The sequence below is a fragment of the Streptomyces sp. NRRL S-495 genome, from assembly GCF_000966955.1.
Taxonomy (GTDB): Bacteria; Actinomycetota; Actinomycetes; order Streptomycetales; family Streptomycetaceae; genus Kitasatospora; species Kitasatospora purpeofusca.
In genome coordinates, this window is record NZ_JZWY01000095.1 from 1 (window position 1) to 14,767 (window position 14,767).

A 14,767-nucleotide genomic window follows, 5' to 3' on the forward strand; every position below is an offset into this window, starting at 1 on the left:
CCGGCACCGGCACCGGCACCGGCACGGGCCGCCGGGGCCCGCCGCGGGTCGGACACCGGCAGGAGCAGCAGCACCAGCAGCAGGACGGCGAAGCTCGCCGCGTCCACCAGCGCCGCCCCGGGCAGCCCGCCCGCCGCGACCAGCGCGCCGCCGAGGGGTGCCCCCAGCAGGGCGGCGAGCTGACCGCCCGCCTGCCGCAGCGCCAGGGCCCGCGGCAGCTGCCCGGCGTCCACCAGCAGACGGGGCATCGACCCGCTCGCCGGGAGGTAGAACGCGTCCACCACGCCGATCACCAGCGCCGCGAGCAGCAGCAGCCGGAGCGGGGTACCCAGCAGTCCGGCCGCCGCCGCCAGGGCGAGCGTCGCGGCCAGCATCACCGCGTCCCCGGCGAGCATCACCCGGCGCGCGCCCAGCCGGTCCGCCACCGCGCCGCCGACCAGGACCAGCACCGTCCGGGCCACCGTGATCACGGTGAGCACCAGGCCGGCGGCGGCTCCGCCGTGCGCGGCGGCGGCCCAGCCCAGGGCGAAGGCGAGGGCCGCGTCGCCCAGGGCCCCGAGCTGTGCGCCGGCGAGCCAGCGCAGATAGGGCGCGGGCAGGGCCGGCCGGGCAGCGGCGGAGGGATCGGCCGCATCGGCGTCGGCGTCGGGTGCGAGTGCACCGGTGGTCGTCATGCGCGCCGACGCTAGGACCCTCGACCGGCTTCAGGGCAAACGCCGGGCCGTGGGGCGCGGATCAGGCGCGGACCACCGGTTCCTGCAGCTCCGTCACCCAGTCCGCCGGGTTCTCGGGGCACTCCAGGTAGAGCTCCCGGGCGTAGCCGGTCGAGCGGTAGCCGTTCTCCTCGACGAACCGCGCCAGCACCTGGAAGGAGCCCAGCGATTCGTCCATCGAGCCCCGGTGCACCACGGTCGCCGCCGCCTCGACGGCCGGCAGGTCGACCACCGCGAAGCCGTGCTCCTCGCCCGTGGCCGGGCCGGTCGCGGCCGGGACCGGCACGGCGACCCGGATCAGCACCGAGCCGTCGCCGTCCCCGGTGTCCTCGTACCGGGCGACGGACGGCCCGGCGGCCGCGACCCCGGCCGCCGCCAGGCGACCGCAGAGCTCCTCGAACAGCGGGCCGATCACCGGCCCGATGTCCTGCGGCTCGTAGCTGGCCGCGACACCCGCCAGCTCGGCCGCCCGGACCGACGGCAGCCGCTTCACCACGACGTCCTGTGCGGACATGGTCCCCTCGCTCTCGATCGTCCGGAGCCTCGCCTCGACCCGGGCCAGCCGTTCGGCGTCCGCGGCCATGGCCGCGGCGAGCTCGGCCCGCCGCAGCCGCAGCATCCCGCGCAGCTCCGCCGGGTCCACCTCCTCGTCCAGCACGGCCCGCACCTGGTGCAGTGTGAAGCCGAGCTCCTTGAGGGCGATGACCCGGTTGAGCCGCGCGAGTTGGGACGCCTCGTAGCAGCGGTAGCCGCTCGACGGGTCGACCCGGGCCGGCCGGATCAGCCCGATGGCGTCGTAGTGACGCAGCATCCGGACCGACACCCGGCCGTGCTTGGCGAAGTCTCCGATGTTCAACATGGTCCCTCCAGTGCAGGCCCTCACACGGTGTCATGGTCAAGCCCTGGGACCACCGCCGGTCCCGCCGTCCCCGGCGGGCGGCGCTCAGTCGGTCACGTCGAACCCCCGTCGGTCCCCCAGCGTGCGCAGACTCCGCTGGCCGGGGACCCCGTTGGCGTCCTCCCCCGCGTAGCCGAGGCTGCGCTGGAAGGCCGCGTACGCCTGTACCGTCCGGGTGCCGAGCGAGCCGTCCACCCAGCGCTGCTCCAGGAAGCCCTCGTCCGCGAGGGCCTGTTCGACGATCCGCACCTCGCCCCCGTAGGTCTGGTGCCCCTGCTCGGCGCCCGGGTCGGTGCGGGCGGCCGCGACCACGTGGGCGAGCGACACCCGGCGCGGCGAGGGCAGCCGGCCGAGCAGCCGGCGCAGCGACCCCTCGCCCGGCACACCGTCGGCGTCCGGCCCCGAGTACCCCAGACTGTGCTGGAAGTCCTGGTAGTTGAGGGTGTCGGCGTCCCGCCAGTCCTCGTCCGGGCCGGACGCGTAGTGCCGGCCGAAGCCCTGCCGGACGAGCGCCTCGCCGACCTCCCTGACCTGCGGTCCGTGCGCGCCGTAGCCGTACTCCAGCCCGTTGATCGTCACCCGGTACCGGGCCGGCCCGGGGTCGCCGGCCGGGCCGGAGTCCCCGCGCGGCGTGGGCACCGGCGCGCCGCCGGCCGCTGCGACGATGCCGGGCAGCACCACCTCGCGGAACTGCCGGGCCCGGGCGCCCCCCGGGCAGGCCGTGCCGCCGTCCGACCACTCCGGGAACATCCGGTGCACCCCGAAGCCGGGCGCGTCCCACCGCGGGCAGATCCGCGGCGGGATGCCGTGCCGCTGGTGCAGCCACACCCCGAGCGCGACCAGGGCGCCGATCTGGGCGTCCGTCCAGGGATCGGTGCTCGCGTCGTCGCTGGCCGTCTCCACGCTGACCGCGCCGGTGCCGTCGGCTCTGCGGTTGGCGCCCATATTGGCGTCGGCACGCGTCTCGGTGCCGACGAACTGCCCCACGCTGCCGTCGTATCCGACCCCGAAGTGCGACTCCAGGTTGGTCGAGTCCCGCCAGTACTCGTACATCCGCCGCGGCGTCCACGGCGCCGCCACACTGTGGAAGACCACCTGCGTCGGCGTGATCGCCGGCTGCTCGTCCGACTCTGGCTGGAGCTCCATCTTCTCCGCGCCGGGGTACCAGGCCATCCGTCTCTCCTTGCCGGGCCCAGGGCAGTTCGCCCCTTACGCCCGAACACACGAGACCCGGCCCTCCCCGGAACGACGCATCCCCCGCAAACCCCCCGTTCAGGTGAAAACGGGGCACCTCCCCACCCCGACAAGCACAAAGGCGGGTGCCGACCCTGAGGTCGACACCCGCCTTGAGCAGGTGGTTCTTCTCCTACCAGCGGAGAGCGTGGGATTCGAACCCACGGTACGGGGTCACCGCACGACAGTTTTCAAGACTGTTCCCTTAGGCCGCTCGGGCAGCTCTCCAGGCGGAGGTCAGCCTAACGGGTCCGGTGGGGTTCGGTGCACCGGGTTTCCGGGGTGGGGCGGGGGGTCAGTCGCCGACGCGGGTGCCGAGGGTGACCTTGGTGGTGGCGGTCTGGCCGTTGCGGGTGTACTCGACGTCGACGGTCTCGCCCGGCTTGTGCGTCCAGATCTTGCTGACCAGGGCGGGGCCGTTCTCGATCGGGCTGCCGCCGAGCTTGGTGATCACGTCGCCCGGCTTGAGGCCGGCCTGGTCGGCGGCGCCGCCGGGGGTGACGGCCGGCTGGCCCTGGATGTCGCGGGTCTGGATCTGCGCGCCGTCGCCCTTGTAGTCGTCGTTGCGCAGCACGTCGAGCTTGGCGTAGACCGGCTTGCCGGTCTTGATCAGGGTGTCCGCGACCCACTTGGCCTGGTTGACCGGGATCGCGAAGCCCAGGCCGATGGAGCCGGCCCGGCCGTTGCTGGAGGCGTTGGACTGGATCGCGGAGTTGATGCCGATCACCGCGCCCGAGGAGTCCAGCAGCGGACCGCCGGAGTTACCGGGGTTGATCGAGGCATCGGTCTGCAGCGCGTTCATGTACGAGGCCTGCGCGCCGGTCTCGTCGCCGGAGGCGACCGGGCGGTCCTTGGCGCTGATGATGCCGGTGGTGACGGTGGACTCCAGGCCGTACGGGGCACCGATGGCGATGGTGGAGTCACCGACGTTGACCTTGTCGGAGTCGGCCAGCGGAAGCGGCGTCAGCTTGCCCTTGGGCGGGGTGTCGAGCTTGATCACCGCGACGTCGTAGCCCTCGGCGCGGCCGAGCACGGAGGCGCCGTAGGAGCTGCCGTCGGCGAACTTGACGGTCAGTTTGCCGCCGCTGGTGGACGCGGGCGCCACCACGTGGTTGTTGGTGAGGATGTGGCCCTCGGTGTCGAAGACGAAGCCGGTGCCGGTGCCCGACTCGCCGTTGCCCTGGGCCTTGATGGTGACGACGCTGGGCAGCGCCTTCTGCGCGATGCCGGCGACCGAGCCCGGGGCGGGCTCGTTCTTCTGGGTGTTGTTGGCCTGGACCGTGGTGGAGCTGCGGTCGGCCTTGGCGCTGACGGAGGTGTCGTCGCGGTCGGCGACGGCCACGCCGACCGCGCCGCCGGCCACACCGGCCACCAGGGCGACGGCCGCGACCAGGGCGATCAGGCCGCCGCGCTTCTTGCGCGGGCCGCCGGGACCGGGGCGCCGGGGTACTCGCCCGGGTAGCCGAGCGGGCCGCCGGGACCACCGGGGCCCCGGGCGCGCCGGGGTGACGTCGTGGGCGCCCCAGCCGCCGAGCGGCTGGCCTGCGCCGAACGGGTGGTGGTGCTGCCCGGTCGCGCCCGGGGCCGGCGGGGCGGCGGGCGTCCCGTACGGGTCGTGCTGGGCGGCGACGGGCGCCGCGTAGGGGTCGTGCGGCGCGGACGGCGCCGCGTACGGGTCGTGCGCGACGAGGGCCGGGGGCACCGGGGTGCCGGGGGCCGGGGTCGCGTACGGGTTGCCGCCCTGCGGGCCGGCCGGGGCGGCGGGCGCGGCCGGAGCCGGGGCCGGCGGAAGGACCGGCGGCGGGGCGTCCAGGTAGCCGGGCTCGACGGCCAGGGGTGCGCGGGGCCGGCGGGGCCGCCGGCTCGGGGGCGGTCAGCTTGCCGAAGGCCACGGTGGGCGTGAACCCGCCGGAACCCCCCTCGGCGGCCGGAGTCGACTGCTCCGCCGCGGGGGACGGGCCGGCCGCATTCTGCTGCGCCGGACCGTCAGCAGGGGAACCCACCACCCCCTGGCCGCCGGAGGGCTGCTCCCCCTGCGGCCCGGTGGACCCAACCTCGCGCTCGGTGCTCACGGACGACCTCCATCGCTGACAGGACCAACAACCATAGTTTTTCGCACACTCGATTCGATTGCCGTAAGGAGCCTTCTGAAGAACTCATAAGAATCCTTAGCCCGACCAGACGGACGCCCCGAGCGCCGCCCGCCCGGCCCCCTGGCCTTGGCGTTCTCCCCCGTGCCCGCTAGCCTGTCGCTCCGAACTGACACGCGGGAGCTTGGACCCACCAGGCTGAGAGTGCGCCGGTCGACCGTACGCCACGGGATCCGTGGACGTCCGTCGAGGGGGCGCAGACCGCCGGAACCTGTCCGGGTAATGCCGGCGTAGGGAGAAATCGGCCATGCCGCCTGCCTCGACGTCCTCGTCGTCCCCGTCCTCGGCCGCCGCCGTACTGGAGCCCCCGGCCCGGGTCGAGGCGCCGCTGGTGCTCGACACCGAGCCGCCCCGCACCCTCCGCTTCCGCGACCACTTCGCGCTCTGGATGAACCTCGGCGTCTCGCTGATCGGCTTCACCACCGCCGCGACCGTGCTCGGCGCCAAGGGCAGCGAGCTGTCGCTGGCCGCCGCCGTGACCGCGATCGTGGCCGGCACCGTGGTCGGTACCGCGATGCTCGGTGTCGCCGCGCTGATCGGCGCCCGCACCGGCGCGCCCGCCATGGCGACCCTGCGCGGGCTGTTCGGTACCCGGCTCTCCTACGTGCCGACCGTGCTCAACATCGTCCAGTGCATCGGCTGGGGCGTGTACGAGCTGCTGACGATCGCGCTCGGCGCGCAGACCGTCGTCGGCACCGAGGGCTACCGCTGGCTCTTCGTCGTGCTGGCCGGCGCGATCACCACCGCGCTGACCATCTGGCCGCTCGGCGCGATCGCCGTGCTGCGCCGCTTCGTCGCCGTCGCGGTGGCGGTCGCGATGGTGTACTTCACCGTCCAGCTCGGCCGCAACGGCGTCGCCGACCCGGGCGCGGGCAACTGGCACGGCTTCCTGCCGGCGACGGACGCGATGATCGCGGTGTCCATCTCCTTCGTCCCGCTCGCCGCCGACTACACCCGGCACTCGCGCACCCCTCGATCGGCCTTCTGGGGCAGCTTCTCCGGCTACACGGTGGCGCAGGTCTGGTGCTACGTGCTCGGCCTGCTGGCGCTGCTGCAGGCGGACGGCGACCCCGACCGGATCTTCGACTCCTTCCTGGGCGTCTGGGCGGGCTGGCTGTTCCTGCTGGTGCTGGTGCTGCGCGAGACCGACCAGTCCTTCGCGAACGTCTACTCGACCGCGATGTCGATCCACAACCTGCTGCCGAAGGTCGACCGCCGGGTGCTCACGGGCGGCACCGGTGCGCTGATCACCGTGCTCGCGCTGCAGATCACCGCGTTCACCGACTCGTACTACGCCTTCCTGGGGCTGATCGGCTCGGTCTTCGTGCCGATGTTCGCGGTGCTGGCGGTCGACTACTTCCTCGGCGCCGGGCGGCGCGGCTGGGACCTCTCGGACGAGGCGCCGTCCCGCTGGCTGATGCTGCTGCCGTGGGCGCTGGGCTTCGCGGTCTACCAGCTGATCGCGCCGACCGCGGTGGCCGGCTGGTGGACGGACTTCTGGACGTCCGCGCAGGAGCTGCTGCACTTCACCCCGCAGGAGTGGACCTCGGCCTCGCTGTTCGGCTTCCTGGTGCCCGCCCTGGCGACCTGGGCGCTCACCCCGTTCACCCGGGGCCGGGCCGCCGCCGACGCGCGCTGACCGGGCGGGCCCGGGGCGGCCGGGCCGAGGGGCGGCCGGAATGCCCGTGGAATTCCGGCGGAACGCCCACGGAACGCTCACGGAACACCGGTGGAACACCGCTCGGAACACCGCTTCGGAACGCCTGCGGAGCACCGGCGGTGGACCGGTGGTGCACCGCCGGTGGACCCGCGGCGCATCGGCCGTGGCACCGGCCGGAATGACCCCGGCCGCGCGACGGAGTGACGAAGTCGGCCCGCCGGGTTGGGGCCGACGTCGCCTCCGTGTCACTTCCGCCGCCTATCGTGGAGGGCGTGACCAGCCCTGATGTCTCGCCCGTGACGGCCCGCACCACCCGGCCCGTCCAGGTGATCGCCCACCGCGGTTCCTCGCACGCCCTGCCCGAACACACCCTCGCCGCCTACCGCAGGGCGCTCTCCGAGGGCGCCGACGCACTGGAGTGCGACGTCCGGGTGACCGCCGACGGACAGCTGGTCTGCGTGCACGACCGGCGGATCGGCCGGGTCTCGGACGGCCGGGGCACGGTCTCCGCGATGACCCTGGCCGAGCTGGAGGCGCACGACTTCGGCGCCTGGAAGACCGGCAGGCCGAGCGAGGACCCGGAGCTGCGCGGCGTGCTGCGGCTGGAGAGCCTGCTGGAGCTGGTCGTGGACTCCGGGCGGCCGGTGGACCTCGCGATCGAGACCAAGCACCCGGTGCGCTTCCGCGGCCGCGTGGAGTCCGAGCTGCTGCGGATGCTGGACCGGTTCGGCATCGGCGGCGCGGCCGGGGGCCGGGGCGCCGACGCGGCGGAGACCGGCGCGGGCCACGGCGTCAACGCCCGGATCATGAGCTTCTCCTCCGTCGCGCTGGCCCGGGTGGCGGCCGCGGCGCCGCAGTACCCGAGGGTGTTCCTGTTCGAGCGCGGCCTGGTGCTGCGCGGGCGGCTGCGCCCCGGTGCGCCGCTGCCGGGCGGGGCGCGGATCGCCGGGCCGGGCATCGACCTGGTGCGGGCCCGGCCGGGGCTGGTGACCAGGCTGCGCGAGCTGGGCCACCAGGTGCACGTGTGGACGGTCGACGAGCCGGCCGACGTCGAGCTGTGCCTGGAGCTCGGCGTGTCGGCGATCATCACCAACCGCCCGGCGGAGGTCCTGGCCCAGCTCGGCCGGTGACGGTACGCGGACCTGCGGCGTGCCGTGTCGTCCCGTGCCCTTCCGTGTCGTGCCGCGCCGCGTTGTGTCGTGTTGTGCCGTGTTGTGTCGCACGGGCATGCCGTGAAGCCGTGGTGAACCGTTCAACCACCGTGACAAGCTGACCGTCTTGGTAGGGACTCAAACCTTTCGGCAACGATTTCTGCCGCAATTCATACAGTTTCACGACGGAGGGTGAGCACGGAATCACCTGTCGCGCACCGTCGGTGCACCGGCCTGAAATGACCGCGCGGGATCGCCGCGCAGTCGTTTCCGACGTATTGCCAAGGGGCATCCATCCCTCGGCATACGCTGAAGGAGGTCCGGGGGTGGCGTTGATGGTGGCGCGTGAAGTGCCGACTTCATCGACCATGGCAGTGCCGCACGGCCCATCGAGTGTCGGGGTCGCACGGCGCCGACTGCGTCGAGATCTGGGAGACCGGGCGATACCGGAACCGGTCATTGATGATGCTGTTCTGATCCTTTCCGAGCTTTTGAGCAACGCCTGTCGCTACGCCCGTCCGCTCGGGCCACTGCCGGCCCTCGGCCGGGGCGCCCGTGCCGAGGCGGCGGAACCGCTGCTGGTCGGCGGACCGTCCCGGGCCGTCGGCACGGCGGCTCCGGCCGCCGCCCCGGGCGAGCCCGACGAGGACGCCGGCGGCGTACTGGTCCGCTGGCAGATGCACGCCGACGGGGTGCTCACCCTGGAGGTGACCGACGGCGGGTCGCCCACCCGGCCGTCGCCGTCCAGCCCCTCGCTGACCTCGCACGGCGGCCGTGGGCTGAGCATCGTGGACCAGCTGGCGAGCGACTGGGGCGTGCGCGACGCCCCGGGCGAGGTGACGGTGTGGGCGGCCCTGCCGGCCCGGGCCCGGCACGCCCGGCGGACGGCCGGCGGACACCGGGAGGCCTGAGCCCGACGGACGGCTGACGGACGGCCGACGGACGGCTCCGGACGGCGCGGGCGCCCGGCGGCGGGCCGTACCCGCGCCCCGGTGTGCGCCACACGTCCGGGGAACGTCAGTAGGCTGCCCGGAGCACAACACCACCGTTCCCGGGAGAGCCGCACCATGGGCAAGAAGGCCGCCAAGAAGGCGCCGCAGCGCAGCCAGTCCACCCCCGCCGTCACGGGCGACATCCCCGTGGTCGGGGCCCGCGAGGACTGCCCCTGCGGCTCGGGCCGCCGCTACAAGGCCTGCCACGGCCGCGAGGCCTCGCACGCGGTCCAGGAGCTCGTGCACCGCCCGTTCGAGGGCCTGGCCGGCGAGGCGGACTGGGTGGCGCTGCGCGAGCTGGTGCCCGCCGCCACCGTGCCGCTGACGCTGGCCGCCGGGGTCGCCGAGAGCGCCAACGGCGAGGTCCCGTCGGTCACCCTGGCCACCGTGCTGCCGCTGGCCTGGCCGGCGCTGCGCCGCCAGGACGGCTCGATCCTGCTGGGCCTGCAGACCCAGTCCTCCTCCGGCGACCTGAGCCGCGACCTCGGGGACGCCCTGGAGCTGGCCCTGGCCGCCGAGCCGGGCTCGCCGGTGCCGGCCCGCCGGACCGTGCCGGGCGGCCGCCGCCTGCAGGACCTGCTGGACCCCGCCGCCGCCTTCGAGCCGGCCGTGCACACCGGCTTCGAGTTCTGGCTGGAGGACGCCGAGACCGCCACCGGCGAGGTGGCCGCCTCGCTGGAGCGCGCCAACGCCTCGGCCATCCCGACCGAGAAGCTCGCCGGCCTCGACTCCGCGTACTGGTGCGGCACCCCGGACAAGAACCACCTGCGCTGGGTGATGACCGTGCCGGAGGAGCAACTGCTGGACGCGCTGGCCCGGCTGACCGCCGCCGAGAAGTCCTCGCTCGGCCCGGACACCCGCCTGGTCGGATCGTTCCGGGCGCACGGCCTGACCGTGCCGGTCTGGGACCTGCCCGTCGACATGACCGCGGCAGACTGCGAGAAGCCGGCCGCCGAGTTCGCCGAGCTCCTCGCCGCGACGCTGGCCGACCCGGCCCCGCTGACCGCGGACGAGCGGCGGGCCCGCGCGAACCTGGTGAACCGTCAGGTCACCCTGAACTAAAGGCGGGTCGCAAGGAAGGCGGCCACCCGGGCGTTCGACGTGATACGCGTCACATTGTCGCCCGTAACCCGCAATTTCCGGGCTGCGAGGGCGTCTTGGAAATTGGCGCGGGCGCGGATCCTTGTTACTGTCTAAAGAGTCCGGTCGCTGGTGCATCCCCCGTCGCCAGCGGCCGGATCTTTTGTTTTTCCGAACATCCCACGCCAACGCGGGTCGGCCGTGCCCGATCGATACGCCGGAAGCCCCGGTCGCACCGCGCGGGCAGCGGCCCGGCCGCGCCGTCAGTAGGCCGAGCGGCCGCTGTCCAGTTGGACCGCCGCGCGACCTGGGGCAGCCAGACGCCGCCGTCGGCGCCCTGACGGGGCGGCAGCACCCAGCGCACCCGGTCGCCGGCCCCGCCACCGGGCGGCAGCGGCAGGAATCCGCCACTCCCGTGATATCGCAACGACCCCGGCACCCAAGGGAGTTGGACGAGCATCTCGCCGAGCGCGTCGAGCGAGTAGGGGGCGACCAGCATCGCGTAGCGGTCGGGCATGGCCAGCACCGGACCGAGCCGCAGCCGGAGCGCGGCCAGGTAGGCGAGCGCGCGGGCCCCGGCCGCCGCCGGCAGGCTGACCGCGGAGACCGTCCGGCCGGTCGCGACCAGCACCGGCGCGTCGGGGCAGCGCTGCTCCCACCACCAACGCACCATCCGGGCATCGGTGGTGGCCGCGAGCAGGGTCGGGTCGTGCGGATGGGCCCCCGGCACCGGACAGTCCGGGTCGCCGCAGGAGCAGACTCCGCCGGCGAGCAGGACGGTTCCGGGGACCACGGGCCAGCGGTGTTCGGTGGCTGCCGACAGGGCCCCGGCCAGCCGGGCCGCCCGGGCCGCCGACCGGTTCCTCGGGTCGTCGCGCAGTGGGTTGTCACGCATTGGCACCCGTTCCTTTCCGTGACCGCTCAATGGCTCCGACCCGCGGCCGCCGGGCCGGCCGCCGCCACCGGCCGGGGACGCCGGACGGCCCGCGAACCGGACGGAGGGAACGGACCGGGAGCCGGGCCGGGGCCGAACGGCGGGCGGGGCGAGCGGCGGTGCGGACGGCGTGCGAACTGCGGCGCGGGCCTGGAGCACGCGGTGGAGCACGATGTGAAAGGGCCGCGGAATAGAACAGCCCTTGGAACGAGAATCCCGTATGCGACCGGATGGACGCCGCCCGGGCGCGGTTGGTTCCACCGTACGAGTGAGTCGCTTCCGGCCGGCCCGGCCGGCCGGCGGTAAAGGCATACGATCCGGACGGCCGCCGGAACCGTCCCCTCGGTTCTGCCCGTTCACCGGCCGCTCCATGCCCGCCGGGCGGAGCCGTCGCGCCCCGCCGGACCGTGGCGCGACCGACCGGCGCGCGCGGAGCAGAACGCGCCCCCCGACCGGGCCCACCAGGCCCGGAACCGGCCACCCGCCTTGTCATGACTCTGGACATGCCCCGAATGGCCTGTGTAGAAGTGGTGGCATTGCTGTCGATCAATGACGAGTAGTAGCGAATCGAGGCGAAACGCGCCCCTTTGGCCGTGCTCGCTCCAGAACGGCCGTTCCCGGGGGGTTCCGCATGATCCGCGTGACACGTACCACCGCGTCAGGAGTGGCGGCATGACCGAGTCCCCCCCACCGTCGGCGTCCTCCGAGCCGGTCGAGCCCGGCGGCACCAGCGGGCTCTCCGTCCTCGATCCGCCGGGCTTCCACGGCCCGGCCCCGGCCCCGGCCGCCGTCGGCCAGCCGTCCGCCGGACGGCCCGAGGGCACGGACCGCCGCCCCGAGGACGGCGCGGGCGCCGCCCCGGCCCCCGGCGCTCCCGAGGCCGCAGCCCCGGCGTCGACCGGCGTGCAGGACCGTTTGGCCGGACGGCTGTCCGATTTCGCCAGCCTGCACGAGCACACCGAGCGGCTCGCCCGCGCCCGCGGACTCGGCGCCACCCTGGACGCCGTCCTCGCCTCCGGCACCGCGCTGCTCGGCGCCGACCGCGCCCTGCTGGTCACCGTGCTGCCCGGCGGCGGCCCGAGCCAGCCGCTCGGGCTCGGCCTGGACCGCGCCAGCCTCGGCGCGCTGGAGACCGTCCCGGCCGACCAGAGCCTGCTCGCCCGGCTGCTGCGCGAGCACGACCGGCCCGCCGAGGTGCGGTCGCACGACCTCGCCGAGGACCCGGCGATCGGCGCCCGGCTGCGCGAACTCGCCGGGCAGCTCGGCCTCGGCGGCTGCTACGGCCTGCCGCTCGCCACCGAGGAGGACGGCCCGCTGGCCGCCGCCCTGTGGTTCTACGACGCCCCCGCCGACCCCACTGACCGCCGCCGCGAACTGGCCCGCCGCTACTCCGAGGTCGCCGCGCCGCTGCTGGCCAAGCAGCTGGACGCGGAGAAGGTCCGGCGCACCAACGAGGCGCTGCGCCGCGGCCTGCTGCCCGACCGCCTCCCGCAGCCCGGCGGGCTCCGGCTGGCCGCCCGGCTCGTCCCGGCCGGACTCGACCGCTCCTGCGGCAGCGACTGGTACGACGCGATCCCGCTGCCGGACGGCACCGTCGGGCTGACCGTCGGCTCGGTCTCCGGCGACGGCCCCGGTGCCGGGCCCGGCTCCGCGCCCGGCGCGGCCGCCGCGATGGGCCGGGTGCGGGCCGCGCTGCGGGCGTACGCGGTGCTGGAGGGCGAGGACCCGGTGTCCGTCCTGGGCGACCTCGAACTGCTGCTCAAGACCACCGAGCCGACCCGCAGCGCCACCGCCGTCTACGCCTGGGTGGAACCGGAGGAACGCCGGGTCACCCTGGCCGGGGCCGGCCACTGCCCGCCGGTGCTGGTCACCAGGTACGGCGCCGAGTTCGTCGAGACCTCGCTCTCCGCGCCGCTCGGCATGCTCTCCTGCTGGGAGGCGCCCGGGGTCGAGTTCACCGCCGAGCGCGGGGACACCCTGATCCTCTACACCGAGGGGCTGGCCCGCCGTTTCGGCCAGACCCTGCACTCCGGACAGACCGATCTGCGCCGGGCCGCCGCCGACGCCCCCCGGGACGTCCGGAGCGACCCCGAGCGGCTCTGCGCCCACCTGCTGGCGGCCGCGGCCGAGCGGGACGCCGACCGGCGGGAGCGGGCCGACCGCCGCGCGGCGGGCCAGGACCCCGCCGACCGGGACGGCGGGGCCGCCCCCCGGCGCTCCACCGCCCCCGCTCCGGCCACCGACGACCTGATGCTGCTCGCCGCCCGATTCGAGTGACCGCAAGGCCCTGCACCGCAAGGCCCGGCACCAACGGGTGAAGGCCCGAACGGGTGAGCGGCCGGGCGTCCGTACCATGGACGCACGGCCGCCCACCTGTGTCGTGATCCGACGCGCCCCGGGCGGCACCACGCGCAAGGAGGCGACGTACGTGACCGAGGACCGCACCCCGGCGGTGGCCGAGAACCCCGAGGCCGCCGGCGGCGACGAGGAACCGCAGCAGTTCAAGGGCCGCAAGAACGGCCTCTACTCCGAGGTCTCCGACGAACTCGCCGCGTCGATGAAGTCCGGCTGGGCCGACACCGAGCTGCACGGCCTGACCCCGGTCCCGCAGGCCCGCTACGCCGCCGAGCGCCGTGCCGCGCTCTCCGCCGCCCACCCGGGCGTGCGCCTGGTCGTCCCGGCCGGCACCCTCAAGATCCGCTCCAACGACACCGACTACGGCTTCCGCGCCTCCAGCGAGTACGTGCACCTCACCGGTGACCGCACCGAGGACGCCGTGCTGGTCGCCGAGCCCACCGGTGCCACCGGCCACGACTTCGTCCTCTACCTGCTGCCCCGCTCCGACCGCGAGAACGGCGAGTTCTGGCTCGACGGCTACGGCGAGCTGTGGGTCGGCCGCCGGCACAGCCTCACCGAGCAGGAGCAGCTGCTCGGCCTGCCGGTCCGCGACGTCCGCAAGGCCGCCGACGAGCTGGCCGACCGTGCCGCCGACGGCGTGCCGACCCGGATCGTGCGCGGCTACGACGCCGGCCTGGAGGCCGCGCTCGCCGATGTGCTGGACGCCGACCAGGACGCCGGGTTCAAGGAGTTCCTGAGCGGCCTGCGGCTGGTCAAGGACGAGTGGGAGATCGGCGAGCTGCGCGCCGCCTGCGCCGCCACCGTCAACGGCTTCACCGACTGCGTGCGCGAGCTGGGCCAGGCCGTCGCCACCTCCGAGCGCTGGATCGAGGGCACCTTCTGGCGCCGCGCCCGCGTCGAGGGCAACGACGTCGGCTACGGCTCGATCTGCGCCGCCGGCGCGCACGCCACCACCCTGCACTGGGTGCGCAACGACGGCGAGGTCCGCCCCGGCGAGCTGCTGCTGCTGGACGCCGGCGTGGAGACGGAGACCCTCTACACCGCCGACGTCACCCGCACCCTGCCGATCAACGGGCGCTTCGACGAGCTCCAGCGGAAGATCTACGACGCGGTCTACGACGCCCAGGAGGCCGGGATCGCGGCCGTGAAGCCCGGCGCCCGCTTCCGCGACTTCCACGACGCCTCGCAGCGGGTGCTCGCCGAGCGACTGCTCGCCTGGGGCCTGCTGGACGCCTCGGTGTACGACGTCGAGAAGGTCCTGGAGCTCGGCCTGCAGCGTCGCTGGACCCTGCACGGCACCGGCCACATGCTCGGCCTGGACGTCCACGACTGCGCCCACTCGCGCACCGAGGAGCACGTCGACGCGCTGCTGGTGCCGGGCATGGTGCTCACCGTCGAGCCCGGCCTCTACTTCCAGCAGGACGACCTGACCGTCCCCGAGGAGTACCGCGGCATCGGCATCCGGATCGAGGACGACATCCTGGTCACCGCCGACGGCAACGAGAACCTCTCGGCCGGCCTGCCGCGCCGGGCCGAGGACGTCGAGGCGTGGATGGCCTCGTTCGACCGGAGCTGACGAACGACAGCTCGGGGCGGAT

General features: G+C 74.5%; 11 protein-coding genes, 1 tRNA gene and 1 riboswitch. Of the genes, 6 read left to right on the forward strand and 6 right to left on the reverse strand.

Going from position 1 to position 14,767, the window contains the following annotated elements; all coding sequences use genetic code 11:
- The 5 genes from VR45_RS06995 to VR45_RS07015 form a co-directional block, all read right to left on the reverse strand.
- A partial coding sequence (locus VR45_RS06995; protein WP_159394136.1) for an MFS transporter occupies window positions 1-674 on the reverse strand: 674 nt, incomplete at its 3' end.
- Window positions 675-735: 61 nt separating this feature from the next.
- Window positions 736-1,572 carry a MerR family transcriptional regulator gene (locus VR45_RS07000; protein ID WP_045938798.1) on the reverse strand — a complete coding sequence of 279 codons (837 nt, stop codon included), beginning with the start codon at window positions 1,570-1,572 and terminating at the stop codon, window positions 736-738.
- 84 nt (window positions 1,573-1,656) lie between these two features.
- Complete coding sequence (locus VR45_RS47830; RefSeq protein ID WP_045938799.1) at window positions 1,657-2,784, reverse strand: peptidoglycan-binding protein; 1,128 nt, start codon at window positions 2,782-2,784, stop codon at window positions 1,657-1,659.
- A gap of 200 nt (window positions 2,785-2,984) precedes the next feature.
- Window positions 2,985-3,072 (reverse strand) — tRNA-Ser (locus tag VR45_RS07010).
- 67 nt (window positions 3,073-3,139) lie between these two features.
- Window positions 3,140-4,546 carry a trypsin-like peptidase domain-containing protein gene (locus VR45_RS07015; RefSeq protein ID WP_234325865.1) on the reverse strand — a complete coding sequence of 469 codons (1,407 nt, stop codon included), beginning with the start codon at window positions 4,544-4,546 and terminating at the stop codon, window positions 3,140-3,142.
- A 554-nt stretch (window positions 4,547-5,100) separates the two neighbouring features.
- A riboswitch (TPP riboswitch) is annotated at window positions 5,101-5,248 on the forward strand.
- Between VR45_RS07015 and VR45_RS07020 the strand changes: the two genes are divergently transcribed.
- From VR45_RS07020 to VR45_RS07035, 4 genes are all read left to right on the forward strand, one after another.
- Window positions 5,242-6,633: a cytosine permease gene (locus VR45_RS07020; RefSeq protein ID WP_052708894.1), complete on the forward strand. Its 1,392-nt coding sequence runs from the start codon at window positions 5,242-5,244 to the stop codon at window positions 6,631-6,633. Its footprint overlaps the riboswitch before it by 7 nt.
- Window positions 6,634-6,926: 293 nt before the next feature.
- Window positions 6,927-7,784, forward strand: a complete 858-nt coding sequence (locus VR45_RS07025; protein WP_234325866.1) for a glycerophosphodiester phosphodiesterase family protein — start codon at window positions 6,927-6,929, stop codon at window positions 7,782-7,784.
- A 512-nt stretch (window positions 7,785-8,296) separates the two neighbouring features.
- Window positions 8,297-8,716 carry a hypothetical protein gene (locus VR45_RS07030; RefSeq protein WP_353612668.1) on the forward strand — a complete coding sequence of 140 codons (420 nt, stop codon included), beginning with the start codon at window positions 8,297-8,299 and terminating at the stop codon, window positions 8,714-8,716.
- A gap of 156 nt (window positions 8,717-8,872) precedes the next feature.
- The gene (locus tag VR45_RS07035) at window positions 8,873-9,859 is read left to right on the forward strand and encodes a DUF5926 family protein (RefSeq protein WP_030392540.1); all 987 of its coding nucleotides are present in this window, start codon (window positions 8,873-8,875) and stop codon (window positions 9,857-9,859) included.
- A gap of 124 nt (window positions 9,860-9,983) precedes the next feature.
- Here the strand turns inward: VR45_RS07035 and VR45_RS07040 are convergent, their stop codons facing one another.
- Window positions 9,984-10,772 carry a bifunctional DNA primase/polymerase gene (locus tag VR45_RS07040; RefSeq protein ID WP_063772425.1) on the reverse strand — a complete coding sequence of 263 codons (789 nt, stop codon included), beginning with the start codon at window positions 10,770-10,772 and terminating at the stop codon, window positions 9,984-9,986.
- 711 nt (window positions 10,773-11,483) lie between these two features.
- Here VR45_RS07040 and VR45_RS07045 point away from each other — a divergent pair.
- Both VR45_RS07045 and VR45_RS07050 read left to right on the forward strand, forming a co-directional pair.
- Complete coding sequence (locus VR45_RS07045) at window positions 11,484-13,088, forward strand: SpoIIE family protein phosphatase (RefSeq protein WP_052708895.1); 1,605 nt, start codon at window positions 11,484-11,486, stop codon at window positions 13,086-13,088.
- Between the two features lie 151 nt (window positions 13,089-13,239).
- Window positions 13,240-14,745 (forward strand): aminopeptidase P family protein, encoded by a 1,506-nt coding sequence (locus VR45_RS07050; RefSeq protein WP_045938815.1) that lies wholly within the window; start codon window positions 13,240-13,242, stop codon window positions 14,743-14,745.
- Window positions 14,746-14,767: the final 22 nt, after the last annotated feature.